This window comes from Rhizobium grahamii CCGE 502 (assembly GCF_000298315.2).
In the GTDB taxonomy this organism is placed as follows: domain Bacteria; phylum Pseudomonadota; class Alphaproteobacteria; order Rhizobiales; family Rhizobiaceae; genus Rhizobium; species Rhizobium grahamii.
Map to the genome: position 1 here is coordinate 67,454 of NZ_AEYE02000029.1, position 19,775 is coordinate 87,228.

17 protein-coding genes are annotated in these 19,775 nt (G+C 61.4%); 10 read left to right on the forward strand and 7 right to left on the reverse strand.

What is annotated here, in order from left to right:
• Positions 1-95: 95 nt before the first annotated feature.
• The 3 genes from RGCCGE502_RS22105 (at position 96) to RGCCGE502_RS22115 (ending at position 5,530) form a co-directional block, all read left to right on the forward strand.
• Positions 96-1,670, forward strand: coding sequence for a carboxylesterase/lipase family protein (locus tag RGCCGE502_RS22105; RefSeq protein WP_019280489.1), 1,575 nt, complete (start codon positions 96-98; stop codon positions 1,668-1,670).
• 124 nt (positions 1,671-1,794) lie between these two features.
• On the forward strand, positions 1,795-3,447 hold the full coding sequence (locus RGCCGE502_RS22110; protein WP_016556423.1) for a Na/Pi cotransporter family protein: 1,653 nt from the start codon (positions 1,795-1,797) through the stop codon (positions 3,445-3,447).
• 322 nt (positions 3,448-3,769) lie between these two features.
• The gene (locus RGCCGE502_RS22115) at positions 3,770-5,530 is read left to right on the forward strand and encodes an adenylate/guanylate cyclase domain-containing protein (protein WP_016556424.1); all 1,761 of its coding nucleotides are present in this window, start codon (positions 3,770-3,772) and stop codon (positions 5,528-5,530) included.
• 33 nt (positions 5,531-5,563) lie between these two features.
• On the opposite strand, the gene RGCCGE502_RS22120 is transcribed toward RGCCGE502_RS22115, so the two are convergent.
• Together RGCCGE502_RS22120 and RGCCGE502_RS22125 are read right to left on the reverse strand one after the other, a co-directional pair.
• Positions 5,564-6,970, reverse strand: coding sequence for an adenylate/guanylate cyclase domain-containing protein (locus RGCCGE502_RS22120; protein WP_016556425.1), 1,407 nt, complete (start codon positions 6,968-6,970; stop codon positions 5,564-5,566).
• Between the two features lie 308 nt (positions 6,971-7,278).
• Positions 7,279-7,689, reverse strand: a complete 411-nt coding sequence (locus RGCCGE502_RS22125; protein ID WP_016556426.1) for a GFA family protein — start codon at positions 7,687-7,689, stop codon at positions 7,279-7,281.
• Between the two features lie 354 nt (positions 7,690-8,043).
• Between RGCCGE502_RS22125 and RGCCGE502_RS22130 the strand changes: the two genes are divergently transcribed.
• Positions 8,044-9,627 (forward strand): Na+/H+ antiporter, encoded by a 1,584-nt coding sequence (locus tag RGCCGE502_RS22130; protein ID WP_016556427.1) that lies wholly within the window; start codon positions 8,044-8,046, stop codon positions 9,625-9,627.
• 15 nt (positions 9,628-9,642) lie between these two features.
• On the opposite strand, the gene RGCCGE502_RS22135 is transcribed toward RGCCGE502_RS22130, so the two are convergent.
• Complete coding sequence (locus RGCCGE502_RS22135) at positions 9,643-10,116, reverse strand: VOC family protein (protein WP_016556428.1); 474 nt, start codon at positions 10,114-10,116, stop codon at positions 9,643-9,645.
• 145 nt (positions 10,117-10,261) lie between these two features.
• On the reverse strand, positions 10,262-10,924 hold the full coding sequence (tlpA, locus tag RGCCGE502_RS22140) for a thiol:disulfide interchange protein TlpA (RefSeq protein ID WP_016556429.1): 663 nt from the start codon (positions 10,922-10,924) through the stop codon (positions 10,262-10,264).
• Positions 10,925-10,965: 41 nt separating this feature from the next.
• Between tlpA and argH the strand changes: the two genes are divergently transcribed.
• From argH to RGCCGE502_RS22170, 6 genes are all read left to right on the forward strand, one after another.
• Complete coding sequence (gene argH, locus RGCCGE502_RS22145; protein WP_016556430.1) at positions 10,966-12,366, forward strand: argininosuccinate lyase; 1,401 nt, start codon at positions 10,966-10,968, stop codon at positions 12,364-12,366.
• A 79-nt stretch (positions 12,367-12,445) separates the two neighbouring features.
• Positions 12,446-12,640 carry an LPS translocon maturation chaperone LptM gene (lptM, locus tag RGCCGE502_RS22150; RefSeq protein WP_016556431.1) on the forward strand — a complete coding sequence of 65 codons (195 nt, stop codon included), beginning with the start codon at positions 12,446-12,448 and terminating at the stop codon, positions 12,638-12,640.
• A 12-nt stretch (positions 12,641-12,652) separates the two neighbouring features.
• Positions 12,653-13,921 carry a diaminopimelate decarboxylase gene (gene lysA / locus RGCCGE502_RS22155; protein WP_016556432.1) on the forward strand — a complete coding sequence of 423 codons (1,269 nt, stop codon included), beginning with the start codon at positions 12,653-12,655 and terminating at the stop codon, positions 13,919-13,921.
• Positions 13,922-14,093: 172 nt separating this feature from the next.
• Complete coding sequence (locus RGCCGE502_RS22160; RefSeq protein WP_040675445.1) at positions 14,094-16,772, forward strand: TIGR02302 family protein; 2,679 nt, start codon at positions 14,094-14,096, stop codon at positions 16,770-16,772.
• A 119-nt stretch (positions 16,773-16,891) separates the two neighbouring features.
• Positions 16,892-17,218, forward strand: coding sequence for a hypothetical protein (locus RGCCGE502_RS22165; protein WP_016556434.1), 327 nt, complete (start codon positions 16,892-16,894; stop codon positions 17,216-17,218).
• Between the two features lie 169 nt (positions 17,219-17,387).
• On the forward strand, positions 17,388-17,837 hold the full coding sequence (locus tag RGCCGE502_RS22170; RefSeq protein ID WP_016556435.1) for a hypothetical protein: 450 nt from the start codon (positions 17,388-17,390) through the stop codon (positions 17,835-17,837).
• Positions 17,838-17,864: 27 nt separating this feature from the next.
• On the opposite strand, the gene RGCCGE502_RS22175 is transcribed toward RGCCGE502_RS22170, so the two are convergent.
• The 3 genes from RGCCGE502_RS22175 to RGCCGE502_RS22185 form a co-directional block, all read right to left on the reverse strand.
• Complete coding sequence (locus RGCCGE502_RS22175) at positions 17,865-18,224, reverse strand: response regulator (RefSeq protein ID WP_016556436.1); 360 nt, start codon at positions 18,222-18,224, stop codon at positions 17,865-17,867.
• A 118-nt stretch (positions 18,225-18,342) separates the two neighbouring features.
• Complete coding sequence (gene hpt / locus RGCCGE502_RS22180; protein WP_016556437.1) at positions 18,343-18,885, reverse strand: hypoxanthine phosphoribosyltransferase; 543 nt, start codon at positions 18,883-18,885, stop codon at positions 18,343-18,345.
• 64 nt (positions 18,886-18,949) lie between these two features.
• A complete protein-coding gene (locus RGCCGE502_RS22185; protein ID WP_040675503.1) occupies positions 18,950-19,606 on the reverse strand; it encodes a membrane protein in 657 nt (218 codons plus the stop codon).
• Positions 19,607-19,775 lie beyond the last annotated feature (169 nt).

The following is a 19,775-nucleotide window of genomic DNA, read 5'->3' on the forward strand; positions in this document are numbered from 1 at the left end:
GCGGACGAGAGTCGCCGCCCGGCGAACTCTTCTCGATGCCGCTCGCGGGGACTATTTTTTCTCCAGGACCCCTAACCTGGCGATTGGAGGAGCTCGTGTCGGTAGGCAGCCGTAGCAAACTTCCCTTCGTGTTGGCGGTCGCAACGCTTCCGACGATTTTTGCATCGGGAAGCGATGCGGCGGATCTCACCGTTCGAATTGATAGCGGAATGCTGAGAGGCGAGAGGTCAGGCACCGTCATAAGCTTCAAAGGCATACCTTACGCGGCGCCGCCGGTCGGCAATCTGAGATGGCGCAATCCGACACCAGTACAAAAATGGACCGGCGTCAGGGACGCGCGCAACTTCGGTCCTTCATGCATGCAGACTGACGACGTGCCGAAGTCCGAGGATTGCTTGACCCTCAATGTCTGGACACCCGCCAAGCACTTCGAGAGATCGCTTCCGGTGATGGTTTGGATTTACGGCGGCGCGCTTGTTCACGGAAACACCGCTCAATATCCCGGCAACCAGCTTGCCGCCCAGAGAGTCGTGTTCGTCAGCATGAATTACCGCATGGGACGGCTGGGCTTCTTTGCCCATCCCGGGCTCATAGCGGAATCGCCCGGCGAACCGGTGGGCAATTATGGTTACATGGACCAGCTGGCAGCCTTGAGGTGGGTGCAGAAAAACATCAGAGCCTTCGGTGGCGACCCGACAAAAGTGACCATATTCGGAGAGTCCGCAGGTGGCGGCTCGGTGATGGCACACATGATATCGCCGCTATCACGAGGACTTTTCCAGGCAGCCATTTTACAGTCGCCGACCCTCCCCACCGCGCGTGCGCGAAGCTTGCCGCTGCCGTCGTTGAAACAAGCCGAGAAAATCGCGTTGGACTATGCAAATTCTCTCGGAATTGCTGGCAGCGATTCAGCCGCTCTCGCGGCGCTCCGGGCGCTGCCTGCTGAAAAGCTGACGGAGGGTGCGTCGGCCCAAGCGGTGCTGACAGGAATGTCGACGGGCAGGCCCGTTGTCGGCGTCTCCGGTCCGATCGTGGATGAGCGGTTCTTACTCGAAACGCCCGAAGCGGCCTTCGCAGCAGGACGGCAAGCGTCAGTGCCGGTCATTGTGGGTGCGAATAGCCTTGATCTCGGTATCGGTCAGGCGGCGTCGAAAGACGACCTCTTCCAGATGTTCGGAGAGCACGCAGCGGAAGCCCGTGCGCTTTATGACCCTGGCAATCGGGAGACGCTTGATGAGCTGAAACAGCAGGTCCTCGCCGACAAGGCGGTTGTTGAACCGTCTCGTCACCTCGCTGACGAGATGCTCCGTGCGGGTCAGCCGACGTGGTGGTATCGTTTTTCCTATGTCGCCAAGGCCCTGCGCAACGATCCGACATGGAAAGGCACTCCGCACGGCTCCGAATTTCCCTATACGTTCGATATTCCTGCCGCGTTGGTGAAAGGCAAAGTTACGCCCGCCGATTGGGCCATGGCTGCGCTGGCGAGTGCTTATTGGGTTGATTTTGCAACGAAGGGTGATCCCAACGGCGGCTCACGGCCGAATTGGCCGATCTACGATCCCAATGTCGATAAAGTCATGAACTTCACCAATGACGGCGCGATTGTAGCGCCCGATCCGCTGAAACGCAGGCTTGATCTCTGGCAACGATATTGGAACGAACAGAACTGACGGGGTTCAGAGGGCTTGGCCGCTGTTGTGCCCTGGTGCCGCAAGTGGCGACGCGAGATTTTTGGACAATTCTATTTCCGGTGCTATGACTTGAGGGCGGTTTGAGGCGAAGCGCGGAGCGCGCATGTCGACAGCGGTTGCCATTCTGGGGGGTATCGGGCTGTTCCTGCTCGGTATGACCGTCATGACCGACGGTCTAAAGGCGCTGGCGGGATCGGCGCTGCGCACCGTGCTAGGCAAAGCCGCCGCGACGCCGCTCTCGGGAGCTTTTTGGGGCGCGATCGTCACCCTGCTCGTTCAGTCGTCCAGTGCGGTGACGATGACGACGATCGGCCTCGTCAGCGCCGGGCTCCTGACGTTCCCGCAAGGTCTTGGCCTCGTATTTGGAGCAAATGTCGGCACGACGGGCACCGCCTGGCTGGTGGCGCTGATCGGTGTGCGCGTCTCGCTTTCGACCTACGCCTTGCCGATCATCTTCTTTGGCGCGCTGGCGAAGTTGCTTGGAGGTCGGCGGATCGCGGCCATCGGCGGCGCCCTCGCGGGATTTGCGCTGGTCCTCTATGGCTTGACAACGCTGCAGCAGGGCATGGGCGGCCTGGCCGAAACCCTGCATCCGTCCGACCTTCCCGCTGTCCTCGGCACGCCGGGCGTCGGCTGGATGGAAGGCTCGGTAGGCCTCTTCAGCCTGATCGTCGTCGGCTTGGCGATGACGGCGGTCATGCAGTCCTCGACAGCATCGATCGCCGTCACCATCTCGGCTTTCTACGCCGGCGCGATCGGCCTCGAGCAAGGTGCGGCCCTGATTATCGGTCAAAACATCGGGACGGCGACCAGTTCTGCTTTGGCTGCCATTGGCGCCAGCGCAACGGCCAAGCGCTTGGCCCTTGCCTATGTCCTGTTCAAGCTCATCGCAGCACTCATCGCGATCATCGCCTTTCCCGTCACGGCGCCGTTGATGAAGACCTTTACCGCATCGATCGACGGGATGACGCTACTGGCTGCCTACCATACGGCCTATAATGTGGTCGGCGTCGCAGTGCTCCTTCCGGCGACGGAGTGGTTCACCCGCACGGTCGAGCGCCTCCTTCCCTCCAAGCAGACGGCACTTCAGCAGGCTCTCGATCCGAGCGCGCTCGCCAGTCCGGTGATCGCCGTCGAAACCGCGCGGCGTGTCATAGCCGGCGTTCTCGGAAGGATCGCGGCCGCCGTTTCCGCAACGCTTTCCGGCGGAGGCACGGGGTCAACCGAGGCCGGCGACGCGGCCGCGCTTCTGGAAGTGCGGGCGTTCCTCTCCGAACTGAGTGCCGGTCCAGAGACGGACGCTGAGCGCCAGCGGATGACGAGCACGCTCCACGCACTCGACCACGCCTCCCGCCTCCTCGAAACCTTGGCCGACGGTGGTCCGCTAAGACATCCCGCCGAGGCGACAGATGGCCTCCGCACCACCGATCTTTGCACACGCACCATGCGTGCGGTGGAGGCAATCGCCGGTTCCATCACCTCGGAATGTGCTCTGAGCATAAAAGCCGCCCCCATCGGCTGGAACGTCTCGGCCGAGGTCGCCGTGGCGCTCGCTGACGCCGAGGCTGCTGCAAGCGCGCTAGAAGTCCTGCAGCGCAACCATCGCGCCGCCATCCTCGCATCCGTTGCCCCAGGCGAGCTGACGGCGGCGGACGCATTTGCTCGGATCGATGCTGCCCGACGGCTGGACCGGGTCGCTCATCACGCCTGGCGCGCGGCCGTCCATCTCCTCGGTCGTGGTGCAAATGCCGATTGAGGCGTGTCGTGAGCCGACGCGAGCGGGCAAGAATACGGCGTTGCCGCTCTTTTTTTGAGGAGAGACCTCGGCGGGGGTTCCGCGACAACCACCGAGGTCTCCCTTTACCCCTTCGAGAAGAATTCTTGAGGTAGAGCGCGCAGCGATTTTGGAAACCCAATGACGGCGCATAAATTGAGTCAAACAGCGTGCGGGGCGATGTCATCGCCACAAGCGGACCGGCTTGCCGCTCCGTCGCTATCCGTGCCAAACGCAAAACACCCAGCCCGGCTATTGTGCTAGATTGCATCATCACGTGCTTCCGTTGCGGGAGGGATCGAGAATGCAGCGCAAGCTGGCCACGATCATGGTCGGGGATTTCGTCGGCTCCACCCCTGCTATGGAAACGGACGAGGAGGGGGCAATTGTCCGAATCGATGCCGTCCTCGACACGGTTCGCTCGGTCGTCCGGCGGCATGACGGCCGTGTCTTCGGCACCGCAGGCGACGCCCTGCTCGCCGAGTTCAGCAGCCCTGTCAACGCGCTGAGGTGCGCGATCGCGGCGCGTGCCGAGATCGCCGCCATGCCTGGATCGAGCGGTGGCGAGATGCGTTTCGGCCTCCACGTCGCAGATGTCGTCGTCGTCGGTACGGACCTGCGCGGCGACGGGGTGAACATCGCCGCCCGCATCGAGGCGTCGGCTCAACCTGGCGCAATCGAGGTTTCAGGCCTGCTATACGACCAGGTCCGGCGGGTGTCGCCGTGCGGGTTCGAAGATATCGGCGAACGGCAGCTGAAGGGAATTCTCGAGCCGATCCGGGTTTACCGGGTCACTGAACTGGTGGACCGCCACGTGTTTCAGTTCGCTCCAACGCGTTCCACGCCGAACGCGGCCCAATCTCCTCGTACGAACTCGATCGCAGTGGCGCGCTTCGACATTGCGCCCGGCGCTGTCGTGGATCAATCTTTCCTGGCGGAAGGCATTACCGACGACCTCACACTGGAGCTTAGCCGCCTGAAGGGATTGTTTGTCAGTTCCCGCTCCGCGGCAACCGCCCTGACGACCAAAGACCCGGTCGAGATCGGCCGCCTGCTCGGCGTTGGCTATGTCATCAGCGGTTCCATCCGGCAAGCGGGTGACGAGATGCGGATCAACATCCAGTTGACGGAAACTGGTGAGGGTCTGGTCATCTGGTGCGATCGCATTACGCGTCCGTTTCGCGAATTGCTCGATGTCATGGACGAGATCATCGCGCGCGTTGCAGCCACCGTATCTGGACGGGTCGAGCAGTCGGAACTTGCTGCGGCTCGTTTGAAGCGTCCGGAAAACATGACGGCCTACGAGTATTATCTGCGCGGACTTGACCATCACCGCCTGATTGGCGTCTCTGATAGTCACATCCACGAAGCCATGGCCTGGTTCGAGCGCTCCATGACCACGGACCCCGGCTTCGGCCGGCCTTTCGGCATGCATGTCTGCTCATGGAGCAACCTGCCAAGTTTTGACCTCCAGAAGGCGGAACAGCAGGTTGCGCACGCGCTCGCTCTCGATCCCACGGACCCGGAGGCCCATCGCATCATGGGCGCGATCAAGATGAAGTCAGGCGACTTCGTTTCGGCGCGTTACCATCATATCCGTGCGCATGAACTCGCCCCGAACGACGCCTATATTCTTGGCCGTAGCGCGGCGTTTTATGTTTATGCCGGCGAGCCTGAGCGCGCCCTCGAAATGCTTGATCGCGCCGAGACGCTCGATCCCTTCCTGCCAGTCTGGATCACCGAGGAGCGAGTGGCGGCCCTCTACGCGCTGGGCCGTTTCGACGACATGCTGCGCGTCGCGCTCACACTGCCCTTCCAGACGAGGAGGACTTCGCTCTACCAGATCGCTGCCTGCATGGCCTGCGGCAACACGGCACGGGCTGAGCTTCTGGTCCGGCAGGCGCTTTCGCTCGATCCCGGTCTGTCGGCAGTCTACATCAGGATGCAGGAGACCTACGCGGACGCGTCGATCACGGAGACCCTGATCCAGCGCAATTGCGATGCCGGCTTGCCATTGACGCCGCGGAAGCCCGCCGTCCGGAAGAAATCGCTGTTGCTGAGATGACAAGCGACGAGCAGCGTACCTTGGCTCCTCAGCTCACGACAAGGCGAAGATCCTCACCTCTCTCCCGATGCCGTGAAGCTCCTCCATCCGGGAGACCGAACTGATGCCGCTATCTCGCAGGATCTCGGAAACGTGGGCATCCCCGACAACCGCTTCCGTCGTCAGGATCACGTTGGGATCAGCAAGGCCCTGTACGCGCGACGCGATATTGACCGTCTGGCCGAAGTAGTCCTGCCGGTCGTTCAGGTTGACGGCAAGGCATGGCCCCTCATGGATGCCGATCTTCAGGAGGAGATCGTCGCTGCCATGTTCGGCATTCAATTGAAGCATCGCCTCCCGCATCCGCAGGGCGGCCGCAATCGCGCGGTCGGGGCTCGGGAAAGTCGCCATCACGGCATCGCCAATCGTCTTGACGACCGCTCCGGCCTCCGTGGCGACGATCTCGTGAAGAACCCTGAAATGCGCCCGCACGAGATCGAAAGCGGCAAGATCCCCGACACGCTCGTAGAGGGCGGTCGAGCCTCTGAGGTCCGTGAAAAGGAACGTCAGGCTTGTGATCTTCAGACGCTGGTCGACGTCAAGCGTGTCGGTCCGGTAGATGTCGCGGAAGCTCTGGTTCGTCAGCAATCGCTTGGCCGTCAGGAATGGTCGCCTGCTGCCGAGAAGATGATGCAGGTCGTCTCCCGCAACGCAGATATTCGGTACAACTCTGCGATCGGTGTGGTTCTCGAGGGCGATCCGCAGCGGGCCTGGACGGAGCGTTAGCGTATCGCTCAACGCATGCCCGCGACTGATGACCATCGAGAGGTTCTGCCGTTCGCCGGTCGGCTCTCCCTGCACGTCGATGAACTGCGCCGAATGTGTTACCGCATCGAAAATGATGACGAATTGAGCCGGCAGTCGTACTGAGACGAAAGCCTTCTCGCCCGGATCCAGCTCGATGATCTCCAACAGGATGCGTCCGAAGATCGCCTCGAAGTCCTCTGGCAAATCGACCCCGGAACTGAAGAAGATTTGACGGTAGTACTCCAGCGGAGGTAGCCGATCGGGATCGTGAGCAGCGATCCGGCGCACGCGGGGACTGACCGTGAAGGTCACCTCGACCATCTCGTCGAGCGTTGGCTCGTAGCCAGCCGCACAGAGCGCGCAATGGTAGCTCTCCTGGTCGACGGTTTTGAGGGTCGCGCCGGTGTCAAGGACTCCACCACAACCTGGACAAAGGACATTCCAGGTCATCTCGAACACGCCCAGACGGGCCGCATGCAGCAGCGCCGCGATCGTTTTCTCCTCATCGAGATGATGTGCCTTTGCGAAGGCAAGCGCATTGATACGATTGAGATCACGATCCGAGCCGCGCATGACTGCGTTCTCGATGCACTCGACCGTCTGCCGGTCGGCCACCTGTCGCAGGGCGGCAAAAAGCGCGTCCATTTCACTCATCAGACAAGCCTCTCTGCGCCTGGTCCCACGACGTGCGGCGCAGGAGCCAAAATCATAACACGGGAACGCCCCGATAGAAATCTTGACGCCTGACACTGCCCCCCTAGCACTCCGGCGTATGCGCTGCGGATTACTACCTGGACTGGAGCCAAGTCGCCGTATCTTTGCGCCGCGGAACCCAGGCGCCTGGTGCGACAGCTGCATCCGGCGGCGAAAACTCAGCTCCCAGCGGATCAGTCGTCCCAACGGGCCGAGAAGACGACGGAGCGACGCTGCTGCAATGAGGACAAGGAAGGCTTCACACACCCTTAATCCCGGCGGTCTGGAAGACCTTCGAAATGCTTCAAAGTGTCGTCGAGCTGCACCCACGCATGTTTCGATTGCTCGAAGACAGACATGGTAGGCGGCGCGTAGGCAGGGTCGGCAAACGCGCCGACCCCCACACCGATCCAGGACGGTGCACCATCGGCCTTCCAATAGACGGTCGAACCGCAGGTCGGGCAAAAATACATATGAACCTTGCGGCCGCTATCGGCAGCGCGAATGAATTCGGTCGACGTCCCGCATATTTCGACACAATCGATCGCATAGAACGAATTGGCGCTGAACGGTGCGCCCGTTCTTCGCTGACACGCGAGACAGTGACACAGCGCCGTCAATAGTGGTGGTTCGCTAACGGCCAGTCTGAGAGCGCCACAGGCGCATTGGGCATCGGCCATAAAAACTCCTTTCCGCTTACGCGGTCAGATCAATCGAGCTGTGAGGGGTGGAACGCAGGCCCGAACCGCAATTCTTGCGACAACAATGCGAAGGGGCGGAGCCCGGATGCAATGTCGGCCTACTGAGCATGAATGTAGATCACGGACTGCCGAAGTCTAGTGGACCGCCTGGTACTACGAGCGGCGAGCGCAGGATCTCATACGAAGAGCAACCCTTGGCGATCGTCGCCGGAGAGGCTGGTCCGAATTTTCGTTGCGTTGTGCTTGGTGGGCATCGCTTGGCAATTGCGTTTCGCGGGAACGCGCCCTTTAGTAGAGCTGGTCGTGGCAAGCGGTGTATCAGGGCACAAGCGCATGGATCCCACACACTTGTTCGAACTGGTTATCGGTATGTTCGTGGCGATCATCGCGCTGCACTATGCCGCCGACCGGTTTGGGTTGCCGCCGTCCGTCGCACTGCTTGCCGGCGGCGCCCTGCTCGCGTTCCTGCCGGGCCTGCCGACGATTACGGTCGACCCCGGTTTGGTGCTCGTCATCTTCCTGCCGCCACTCCTGATGGACGGTGCCTGGTCCATCGCTCTTCATCCGCTGCGCCGTCATGTGATCGGCATTGCCTCGCTTGCCATCGGAGCGGTGTTTTTCACCTGCGCCGTTGTGGCCGCTGTCACCCATCTCCTGTTTCCGTCGCTGCCCTGGGCAGCGTGCGCGGCGCTCGGTGCAATCGTTTCGCCACCTGACGCCGTTTCCGCCCGCGCTATCCTGCAGCGGGTAAGGTTGCCCCGGCGCCTGCAAATCCTGCTTGAGGGCGAAAGCCTGCTCAACGACGCGAGCGGCCTCGTGCTGTTCCGTTTCGCGGTCGCTGCCGCGGTCACCGGGGGTTTCAGCGCGGTCGACGCGGCAGGGAGCTTCCTGCTTCTGGCAGCAGGCGGCGCCTTCGTCGGCATCGTCGTCGGAACGGTCTGGGTGCTGTTCGTGCGGCGACTCGGCGATGAGTACCTGATAATCGCCGGAACGACGCTGTTGTGTTGGGCCTCCTATCTGCTCGGCGAGCTCATCCATGTTTCGGGCGTCATTGCCACCGTGACCGCCGGCCTGATCATGGGTTGGTATCAGCACACGGTCCTTTCGGCCTCAACGCGCATGCGTGGCACGTCGTTCTGGACCGTGATCGTCTTCCTGATGGAAGCGGCTGTCTTCATACTGATCGGGCTATCGCTGCGCGGGGTCGTCGAACGTGGCGGCGGCTTTGGTGTCGTGGCTGCAACGATGGGATTGCCCATCCTTGCAATTCTTGTCGCACTCACCCTCGCACGCTTTGCCTGGCTCTTCGGATCAGACCTCGTGATCAAGTTCTGCAACCTTCTGGGTTTTGATCGATACACGCCGCTCGGCAGCCGCGGCGTAACTGTCATAGGCTGGGCCGGCGTCCGCGGCGTCGTGACGCTGGCGCTTGCCCTGAGCGTGCCGGAAGGCTTCCCCGGCAGGGACCTCATTCTGGTTACGTCGTTTGCCGTCATTGTCGGAACCGTGCTTGTGCAGGGAACGACGCTCGGACACGTCATCAGTTGGGCACGGCTGACCGAGCCCGAGGCGGAAAGGGCGCACCTCTCCATGAGCCAGGCCGAAGCTGCCATGGCCCAGGCGCAATTCGCGACAGTCCAAAGCCTGGCCTACGACAAAGAGGGAAACCTCATCCATCCCCAGTTGCTGGAGCGCTATCAGCGCAGGGCCGTGGCCATTATCGACTATGCCGCACGCACCGACCACTACTCGCCGATCCTCCACGCCCATTTCGATGTCGTTCTCGAGGCGGTAGCGACAGGACGTCGCGAGCTGATAAGGCTCCACCGCGCTGGCGAGATCGACGACGAGACACTCCATGAGCTGGAACGGGACCTGGATCTCGAGGAGCTCAGCGCGATTTCCGCCAAGTCGTGACCGAAGCGATGGTGATCAGCCGCGCCGGGCGGCTTCGATCTTAGCAACATCGATCTTTTGCATCGTCATCATCGCGTCGAACGCACGTTTGGCCTCGGCGCCACCGACCGCCAGCGCTTCGGTCAGAACGCGCGGGGTGATCTGCCAGGAAACACCCCACTTGTCCTTGCACCAGCCGCATTCGCTTTCCTGACCGCCATTGCCGACGATGGCATTCCAGTAGCGATCGGTTTCCTCCTGATCGTCAGTCGCGATCTGAAAGGAAAAGGCTTCGTTGTGCTTGAAAATGGGGCCGCCGTTCAGGCCGATGCAGGGGATACCAGCAACCGTGAATTCGACAACCAGCACGTCTCCCTGCTTGCCGTCCGGATAATCTCCCGGTGCGCGAATGACGGCACCGACCGCACTGTCCGGAAAGGTCTCGGCGTAAAAGCGCGCGGCGGCCTCGGCCTCCTTGTCGTACCATACGCAGATCGTATTCTTGGGCATGTCGCGGTTCCTTCGCTGTTGGTTGCCGTGTCCTCCTGACATAAGGGGCAAACCGGCTTTCTCCAGTTGAGGGAAGCGATTTCACGCTTCGACAACCAAAAGCGGTCGAATCTGCTTTGGACACCGATGGAAACGACGGAATGCCTTAAGAGCCCACCGCGCCCTTGATCAGCGCCTTGGCGTCGTCGCTGTCCCAGGCGGCAGGGCCGTTCATGGCGGAGATCAGGCAGCCCTTACCGTCGATCAGCAGCGTGACCGGCAGACCGAAGGCAAGGCCCTCCTTCTTCAGGCTGTTGAACACCTCGATGGTGTTGTCGCGATAGAGCTTCAGCGCATCGACGCCGATTTCGCTGAGGAAGGCCTTTGGCTTCTCGTCATCGCCGGTGTCGATGTTGACCGGCACGACCTGAAACTTGTCGCTGCCTAGCTCCTTCTCCAATGTGTTCAGAGCCGGCATTTCCTCGCGGCAGGGCACACACCACGTCGCCCACAGATTGAAGAGCACCGTCTTGCCGGCGAAACTGTCGAGCGTCATCGGCTGGCCGTCTGCGCCCTTGAAGGCGACGGTAGTGAGCTTGCGATGCTCGTCGGGGGCAACCATCGCCGCCACCTGTCCCTTGAGCAGCGGTGCGATCCGCGTGGCAATCTCCTTTGTCGCCGCGCATTCGCCCGAGGCCGTTTGCGTCCCGCCATTGCCAGACCCGGCTTCCCTGATGTAAACCGCTGCCGCACCGGCAATAATGCCTGCGACGGCCGCGATCCCGATCAGCTTCAGGGATGGCAGGCGCAGGGGCGTTCTTGTCGTCATTTCATTCTCCGAGACACGCGTTCTTCAAGGCAGGCATCGTCATGGCCGACAGCACGGATACCAAATCCTCCAACCAGATGTGGGGCGGCCGTTTCGCCTCCGGTCCCGATGCGATCATGGAGGAGATAAATGCCTCGATCGGTTTCGACAAGAAGCTGTTTGCCCAGGACATCCGCGGCTCGATCGCCCATGCCACCATGCTTGCCCACCAGGGCATCATTTCCGCTGACGATAAAGACAAAATCGTCGCGGGGCTAAACACGATCCTGTCAGAAATAGAGAGCGGCAACTTCGAATTCTCCCGCAAGCTCGAGGACATTCACATGAATGTCGAGGCCCGCCTCGCGACGCTGATCGGCCCCGCTGCCGGTCGTCTCCACACTGCCCGCTCGCGCAACGACCAGGTGGCGCTCGATTTCCGCCTATGGGTGAAGGAAGAGCTGCAGAAGACCGAACAGCTGCTGACCAACCTGATCGCCGCCTTCCTCGACCGCGCCGAGGAGCATGCCGAAACCGTCATGCCAGGCTTCACGCATCTGCAGACGGCGCAGCCCGTCACCTTCGGTCATCACTGCATGGCCTATGTCGAAATGTTCGGTCGCGACCGCTCGCGCGTCCGTCACGCCATCGAGCACCTGGACGAAAGCCCCATCGGCTCGGCGGCACTCGCCGGCACCGGCTATCCGATCGATCGCCACATGACGGCCAAGGCGCTCGGCTTCCGCGAGCCGACGCGCAATTCGATCGACACCGTTTCGGACCGCGATTTCGCCATCGAGTTCCTGGCCCTCGCCGCCATCTGTGCCATGCACCTTTCGCGTCTGGCCGAGGAGATCGTCATCTGGTCGACGCCGCAATTCGGCTTCGTGCGTCTCTCGGATGCCTTCTCCACCGGCTCCTCAATTATGCCGCAGAAGAAGAACCCGGATGCCGCCGAACTGGTGCGCGCCAAGACCGGCCGCATCAACGGCTCGCTGATCGCGCTCTTGACGATCATGAAGGGTCTGCCGCTCGCCTATTCCAAGGACATGCAGGAAGACAAGGAACAGGTCTTCGACGCCGCCGAAAGCCTGGAACTGGCAATATCAGCCATGACCGGCATGGTCCGCGACATGACGATCAATACCGCGCGCATGAAGGCCGCGGCCGGCTCCGGCTATTCGACGGCGACCGACCTTGCCGACTGGCTCGTGCGCGAAGCCGGACTGCCGTTCCGCGACGCCCACCATGTGACCGGCCGCGCGGTAGCGCTGGCCGAGAGCAAAAGCTGCGATTTAGCCGAGCTGCCGCTTGCCGATCTGCAGGCCATCAACGCTGCCATCACCGACAAGGTGTACGATGTTCTGACGGTCGAGGCATCGGTTGCGAGCCGCAAGAGCTTCGGCGGAACAGCGCCTTCGGAAGTGCGCAAGCAGATCGCCTACTGGCGCGCCCGCAACTGACCTCAACAATCAGGGTGCACAAGCTGGATAAACTTCGCTATGAAGATGTCCACCAGTGCCGCTTCCCAAGAGGAATTCCATGCAGAAGAGCTTGCCGCAGATCGTCCGCCTGACGGTTGTTTTTGCCGTGATCGGCCTTGCCGTCGCCGGGTGCGGACGAAAAGGCGATCTCGATCCGCCGAGCGCGAATGCAACGAAGACCGGCGACTCGTCGAAGCCGACGCCGCAGCCGGGCACCGCGAACAGGCCATTCATTCTCGATCCGCTTCTCTAAGAGGCCAAGACCGTGAACCATTTCCAATATCTTGACGGCGTCCTCCACGCCGAAAACGTTCCCATTCCCGAGATCGCCAAGGCCGTCGGCACGCCGTTTTACTGCTATTCCACGGCGACACTCGAGCGCCATTACCGCGTCTTCGCCGAAGCGTTGAGCGGTGTCGACGCGATGGTTTGCTATGCCATGAAGGCGAACTCCAACCAGGCGGTGCTGAAGACGCTCGGCAATCTCGGCGCGGGGATCGACGTTGTCTCCGAAGGCGAACTGCGCCGCGCACTGGCCGCCGGCATCCCGGCATCGCGCATCATGTTCTCGGGCGTCGGCAAAACGCCGCGGGAAATGGATTACGCGCTCGAGGCCGGTATCTACTGCTTCAACGTCGAGTCCGAGCCGGAACTCGAGATCCTCAACCAGCGTGCCGTCAAGGCCGGGAAAAAGGCACCGGTCTCCTTCCGGATCAATCCCGATGTCGATGCACGGACGCATGCGAAGATCTCGACCGGCAAGAAGGAAAACAAGTTCGGCATTTCATGGGAGCGCGCCCGCGCCGTCTATGCCCGTGCCGCGACCCTGCCCGGGATCGAAGTGACCGGCATTGACATGCATATCGGCAGCCAGATTACCGACCTGCAGCCGTTCGAGGACGCCTTCAAGCTGCTGCGTGAGCTGGTCGGCACGCTGCGCGCCGACGGCCACGCCATACACCACGTCGATGTCGGCGGCGGCCTTGGCATTCCTTACCGCGATGACAACAACCCACCACCATCACCGGAAGCCTATGCCGCAGTCGTCACGAGCGCGCTGCGCGAACTCAACTGCAAGATCGTCACCGAACCCGGCCGCCTGATCGTTGGCAATGCCGGCATTCTGGTGACCGAGGTGGTTTATGTGAAGGATGGCGGCGAGAAGACCTTCGTGATCGTCGACGGCGCGATGAACGATCTCATCCGCCCGACGCTCTATGAGGCCTATCACGAGATCCGCCCGGTCGTGATCTCGGCGGCGAACGCGCCCCGCATCAAGGCGGATGTCGTCGGCCCTGTCTGCGAAACCGGCGATTTCCTGGCGCTGGACCGCGAAATGGCCATTCCAAAGCCGGGCGACCTTTTCGCCGTTAGCACCGCGGGCGCCTATGGGGCGGTTCAGGCAGGCACGTACAACAGCCGCCTTCTGGTTCCCGAAGTACTGGTAAAAGGCGGCGATTTCCACGTGATTCGCCCGCGCGGCACCTATGAAGAGCTGATCGGACTCGATTCCGTTCCGGCTTGGCTGGATTGATCACGCGCTCGACGATGACTTCACTTTTTGGCGAAGAGCCCTGAAAAACCGGGATCGATCGGCGCTTGCCCTCGTCTTCGCCACAAAGAATGTTATCCTTGATTGAGAGCGAATTGCGCTAGCAATCGCCGAAGCGCCCTCTGCCCTTGAACGCCAGCTCGCGGAGAACGGATTGAACAGGAGCTCCAGCAGGGAGAAAAACGGTGCATTTGCCCTGAGGCCATCCTTGGCAAGGCTGGTTGCGGCAAAGCGCTTTCTGGCGCGCTTGGTGCTGCTGTCCGAGCAAATCTTGCCGCTCTTCCTGCCGATCCTTTCCGTCGTGGCGCTGTATCTGGCGGCATCGTGGTTCGGCGTCTTCCGCTACGCGCCAGAGTGGATCCGCCTGGCGCTGCTGGTCGTTTTCGCGATTGCCGCCGTTCTGACGCTGCTTCCACTGCGTCGGCTTCATTGGCCCGACACGGCCGCTGCCGACCGGCTGCTCGAACAGCGCAACGGCCTGCAGCATCAGCCGGTAGCCGTCCAGGAAGACGAGCCGGCCACCGACACCCCCTTTGCGCGCGCCCTCTGGCGCGAACACCAGACGCGTATGGCGGAGAAGATCGCGGCGCTCGATACCGGCTTTCCGCGTCCCGACATCGCCTCGCACGACCGGATGGCGTTGCGCGCCGTCCCGGCCCTGCTTGTTGTGATGGCTTTCGCCTATTCGCTATCGATGAACGGCGGCTCGATTACGGACGCGCTGCAGCCGCGACCGACACCGCAGGCGACCGATCCCGCCGTGCGCATCGATGCCTGGGTTACGCCTCCCTCGTACACCGGCCGCGCCCCGGTCTATCTGACGGCAAATGGCACCGAACAGGCGGCGATCCGCGTTCCTCAACTCTCGAATCTGACGATCCGCGTCAGCGGCGGCAAGACCGCCGAGAAAGTCATCTTCAGGAACGAGAACGGCGAGGGGCAGGAGATCGCGTCTCAAGAGGCGGGCAAGCCGACCGCCCCAACTCCGCAGCCTGAAGGCGCTACACATACAGCTCTGTCGGCTGCCACGCATCAGATGAAGCTCGAGGAAAACGGCCAGCTTGAGGTCAACGGCCGGACGTGGAGCTTCGATGTCATTGCCGACAAGGCGCCGGAAATCGCCTTCAATGGAATGCCGAAGCCGACGGTCAACGGGGCGCTCGAGATCGGCTTCACCGTCAAGGACGACTACGGCGTGCAGGAAGCGCGTGCCGAGATCGTTCCCGTTGATGCCGACCCTTCCGCAACACCTCTCTATCCGTTGCCCGATTTCCGGTTGGACATCCCTCGCCGCAACTCGCGAGATGCGAAAGGCGTAACCAGCAAGAACCTCACCGAACACCCGCTGTCCGGCAAGCGCGTCCGCATTACGCTCGTTGCCAAGGACGCTGCAGGCCAGACCGGCCGTAGCCCTCCGCATGAAATGACGCTGCCAGCCCGCCCGTTCAACGAGCCGCTTGCCGCTGCCGTAGCCGAAGAGCGGCAGGTGTTCTCGCTCGATACGCGGAAGATGCCGGAGGCGGTTGCACTGAACGAAGCACTGACCCTGCGCCCGGAAGAGACGATCCCGAACCTGACCAACTACCTGCTGCTGCAATCGGCGCTGACACGGATGAAGCTCACCAAGGGCGAAGAGGCGATGAAGGACACCGCCGACTATCTTTGGGACATTGCGATCGGCATGGAGGATGGTGACCTCTCGCAGGCCGAACGTAACCTGCGCAACGCACAGCAGAACCTGGCCGACGCGTTGCAGCGCAATGCACCGGATGCCGAGATCAAGAAGCTCATGGACGAGCTGCGCAAGGCAATGCAGGACTACATGAAGGAGCTCGCCCAGCGCATGCAGAATGCGCCGATGCAGCCGAACCAGAACGCGCAGAACATCATTCGCCAGCAGGACCTGGAGCGGATGATGGATCAGATCGAGAATCTGGCGCGGTCGGGGAATCGCGATGCTGCCCAGCAGATGCTCTCCGAGCTGCAACGGATGATGAACAATCTGCAGGCCGGCAGGCCACAACAGGGGCAGCAAGGCCAGGACAACAGCCAGATGCGGCAGCAGATGGACAAACTCGGCCAGATCCTGCGTGACCAGCAGAAGCTGATGGAGGAAACCTTCAAGCTGGATCAGCAGCTGAAGGACCGCATGCAGCGCGGCGATCCCAACATGGGCATGAGCGATCCGCTCCTCGACGACATGCCGATGGACAACGACGGCATGCAACAGGATCAACAGCAGGGCCAGCAAGATCAGGGTCAGAATCCGAACCAGAACCAGCAGGGTCAGAACCAGCAGGGTCAGCAGCCTTCGGATCAGATGACCGCCGAGCAGCTGCGCGAAGCCCTGAAGCAACTCCGTTCGCGCCAGGACGAACTCGGCAAGCAGCTCGGCGAGCTTCAGAAGGGGCTCGGCGACATGGGTATCAAGCCCGGCCCGGGCTTCGGCCAGGCGCAGCGCGAAATGGAAGGCGCCGGGCGCGAACTCGGCCAGGGCCACGGCGAACCCGCCATACAGGGCCAGGGCCGCGCATTGGAAGCGCTGCGCCAAGGCGCGCGCGACATGATGAACCAGATGATGCAGGCAATGCAGGGTCAGCAGGGCCAGGGCCCGCAGGGTCAGGTGGGACAAGGCAACCAGAACGGCCGCGATCCGCTTGGCCGCCCGCGCCGCGCCGAAGGACCTGATTTCGGCGATCAGGTGAAGGTACCTGACGAGATTGACGTCCAGCGGGCCCGAGAAATCCTCGACGCCATTCGCGAAAAGCTCGGCAACAACCCGACGCAGGCGATCGAGCGGCAATATCTGGAACGACTGCTAGACATCCAGTAGCGCGTTTGTGCCATTTCGGGTCACAATAGCGTGAGATTCCGCGCCACCACGCGGGAGATGCCTATGTCTAATGTGACGCGAAATCGCGCGTCGTTTGGGCACGAGTTGAGGGTATTTCCATGAAAACGGAATTGAAGCTGATCGCAGCTGTCGCTCTTGGATTCGGCATGGCCGCAAGCACGGCAAGCGCATGGGATATCGGTGGCTTCGCAACGACCAACAGCGGTGGCAAGACCCTTGCGGCCGATGGCTACGAGTCGAACTGGCATGGGTCGCGCAGCTACCAAGCGGCTCCCTACAGCATGGAGACGACGGGAAGCATCTCGTCCAATGGCTCGAAGGCACGGCGACCGGTGAATTGCCCGCCGCGGCCGGTTCCCGGTACGCTGCAGACGCAGGGTGGGAACAGCGGAACGACGATAAATCCGGCTTGCCCCGATTATTGAGAAGCTGCGGCTTCTCACCGACTGTGCCATCGCCTCCGTCTTGGTGAAGCAATGACAGAGTGTGCCGATGCCATTGTCGACGCCAAGCTCCAAAATTGAACGCCGAGGCTAGCCTTGCCTGGCGAAAGCTTCGTATGTCACCCTGCAGGTGAATAACGATAGCGATTCGATGGCAATTCTCTTCAAGACGGTAATCAGCGAAAGCGCGGCATTTGAGTTGATCGAGAATGCGCTTGCCAGAACCGGCGAATATGATGGCTACCTCAACGTCGTGGCTGACGAAGGCGAGAAGACCCTCCCCTGGTCACCCGGCATGCATGCCGAGCAGTTCCAGGCGGAAATCACGGAAATTCTCCGTTCGACCTGGGACATCTGCCGCTTCTGGGTGATCTACGAACGCCGGGACGATCGACAGGATGCCGAGGCGAACGCCATTCGCAATGCGGCGTTCAGGCTGACACGCGGCTATGCCGGCGTCATTGTCGTCACGCTCAGCCTGCTTCACAAGCGCGACAGCCTAGCCGATATCGAACTGATCTTTGTGTGCTTCCAGCAGGACTTCCAGCGACGCAATTTTCGCGTCCGCTATGAAGGTAAATTCATCCCCAACGAGGGCTGAATTGTCGAGAGCGTGCCGTTAGCCGCCTCAGGCGGCCAACGCACGCGCCACGGCCTTGCGAATGTCAGGCAAGGCAAAGGGCTTCGAGACGACATCGACGATCTTTTCCGCCAAGTCGTCAGCGCGTTCGCGCTGTTCCGCATAGCCGGTCATCAGCAGGATCTTCAATGCCGGGAAGGCGGACTTCGCCTGATGCGCCAGTTCGATGCCGTCCATCACGGGCATGCGGATATCGGAGAGCAGCAAGTCGTAGACGCCGTCTCTCAGTTTTTCCAGTCCTTCCGCACCGTCGGCGGCTTCGTCGGTCTCATGACCGTCAAGACGCAAAGCGCGGGCTACGAAAGAGCGCAGGGAATCCTCGTCTTCCGTAATCAGAATTTTTGCCATGGTGTGCATCACTCCGTTTCATGCCCCGCAACGGAAATCACACGACTTTCCTTTGCGATCGGTAAACGGCAGGAAGGGATGGACGGGATGGTTAACAACCCGTCTTATCCTGACACAGTCAGGCGTCGCCGGTAACGACGCCGACAAAAGGAAGTTCGCGGAACGCATAAGCGACGTCCATGCCGTAGCCGACGACGAAATAGTCGGGGCATTCGAAACCGACATAGTCGGCCTCCAGCTTTTCCTTGCGCTTGACGCTCTTGTCGAGGAGCACGGCGATGGTGACGTTGCGGGCGCCGCGCTCGTAAAGCAATTCCTTGGCAAACAGCAACGTGCGGCCAGACTCCAGAATGTCGTCGATCAGAAGAACGTCGCGATCCTTCACGTCGCTGTCGATATCCTTGACGATCCTAACACCTTGCGAGACCGTGCCGGTGCCGTAGCTCGACAGCGTGATGAACTCGACCTCGGGCGCCAACCCGCTGTCATGCAGCGCGCGAATAAGGTCGGCGGCAAAGATGAAGGAGCCCTTCAGCACGGCAATAACCAGCAGGTCCTTTGTCGGTCCCGATGCAATCTGCTTCGCCATCACATGATTGCGTTCGGCGATCTGCTCGGCGGTGAAGAGTGGCTCGATGTTTTTTCCGCGCACGACGGGCATAAGAAGGCTTGCTCCATGACTAGAAGCACAAGCCGTTACCACAAACAGCGGGACGAAACACCCCTTAGGGCATGAAGGAAAGCCGGACTTCCGGCATTTTTCCACCCGCGTACTGCACCCTGGTCGAGAATCCGCGGCTCTGCCCGCCATAAATGACATCCGCTGGCGGATTGATGACGATGCTTGCGGTCAGCTGCTCATCGGCAAAAAAGTCGGCACGGATCGGGCGCACGACCTGTGTCGTGCCGCTCTGATTGTCGATGATGCCGTTGATCAGCAATACCCGCATGCCGTTCGCATCGCGGGGCGTCATCGTTACATGCGCGAAATGCAGCGGCGAGTCCGTCGATGCCGCCTCGCCTTGCGAAAAGCCAGCAAATCCCCCAACGAGGCCGAACACGAGCACCGATAGCGCGAGCACCAGCGCGATGAAGGTTCTGACCGATGCCTGCTGCAACCAAGCCTCGCCTGCCCGAGCGAGCGCGGATGGAAGCGACCGCGGTTCTACGCTCGATATGCTCGACGGCTGTGACGGGCGCCGTCGATTGTCATTGAAGCTGCGTTTGTCAAAGCCCTGAGCGCGGTTGTTCGAAATCACCACGAATTCGGCATCGGCGATATCAGCTGGTCGAGTTCGGCGCGCCTCGCGCTTGATCGGTTCGGGCGGCAGAAAATCATAGGTACGGCCGGGCGCCTGGCGTCTGAACGAGGAGGAAGTCATGATGACGGCCTTTCCGGTGTCCACATGGTTTCGGGGCCGGACAGAAATCCGGCATTGAAACGAATCCTGCTCAGTCGTAAATTTTAATGGTTAATGCTTCGCAAAGATCGCCATCAAAGCGGCGTCTTTCCGGTAAATTTACTGGTTGTTAATGGTGTTGGTTAACAAG